This is a genomic window from Streptomyces sp. PT12, from assembly GCF_003311645.1.
Lineage (GTDB): Bacteria > Actinomycetota > Actinomycetes > Streptomycetales > Streptomycetaceae > Streptomyces.
Map to the genome: position 1 here is coordinate 1 of NZ_QEST01000160.1, position 491 is coordinate 491.

The window sequence follows — 491 nt, forward strand, 5'->3', positions numbered from 1 at the left end:
GTCGCGGCCGAGAACGCCACGTCCAGCGCGTCGCCCTCCACCGAGGTGACGCGCTCGATCTGCCGATCGAGCGCATCGGGGGTCCTGGCCGAGAGCACCAGCGGAACGACCGGCAACTCCCGCCGCTCCACGGGCGTTTCCTCAACCCTCGGCGCCTCTTCCAGGATGACGTGCGCGTTGGTCCCGCTGATCCCGAACGACGACACGGCCGCGCGGCGCGGGCGACCGCCCACCGGCCACGCGCGCGCCTCGGTCAACAGCCTGACGTCGCCCGCCTCCCAGTCGACCTGCCGGGTCGGCTCGTCCACGTGCAGCGTCCTGGGCAGCACGCCGTGCCGCATCGCCTGCACCATCTTGATGATCCCCGCCACGCCAGCCGCCGCCTGGGTGTGGCCGATGTTGGACTTGATCGAGCCAAGCCACAGCGGCTCGCCCTCGGGGCGGCCCTGGCCATAGGTGGCAAGCAGCGCCTGCGCCTCGATCGGGTCGCC

The 491-nt window shown here is 72.5% G+C and carries 1 protein-coding gene; it reads right to left on the reverse strand.

Annotation, left to right across the window (positions count from 1 at the left end):
* Positions 1 to 491 (reverse strand): ketoacyl-synthetase C-terminal extension domain-containing protein (locus DEH69_RS17960; protein WP_309302852.1); only part of this gene is annotated, 491 nt, incomplete at both ends.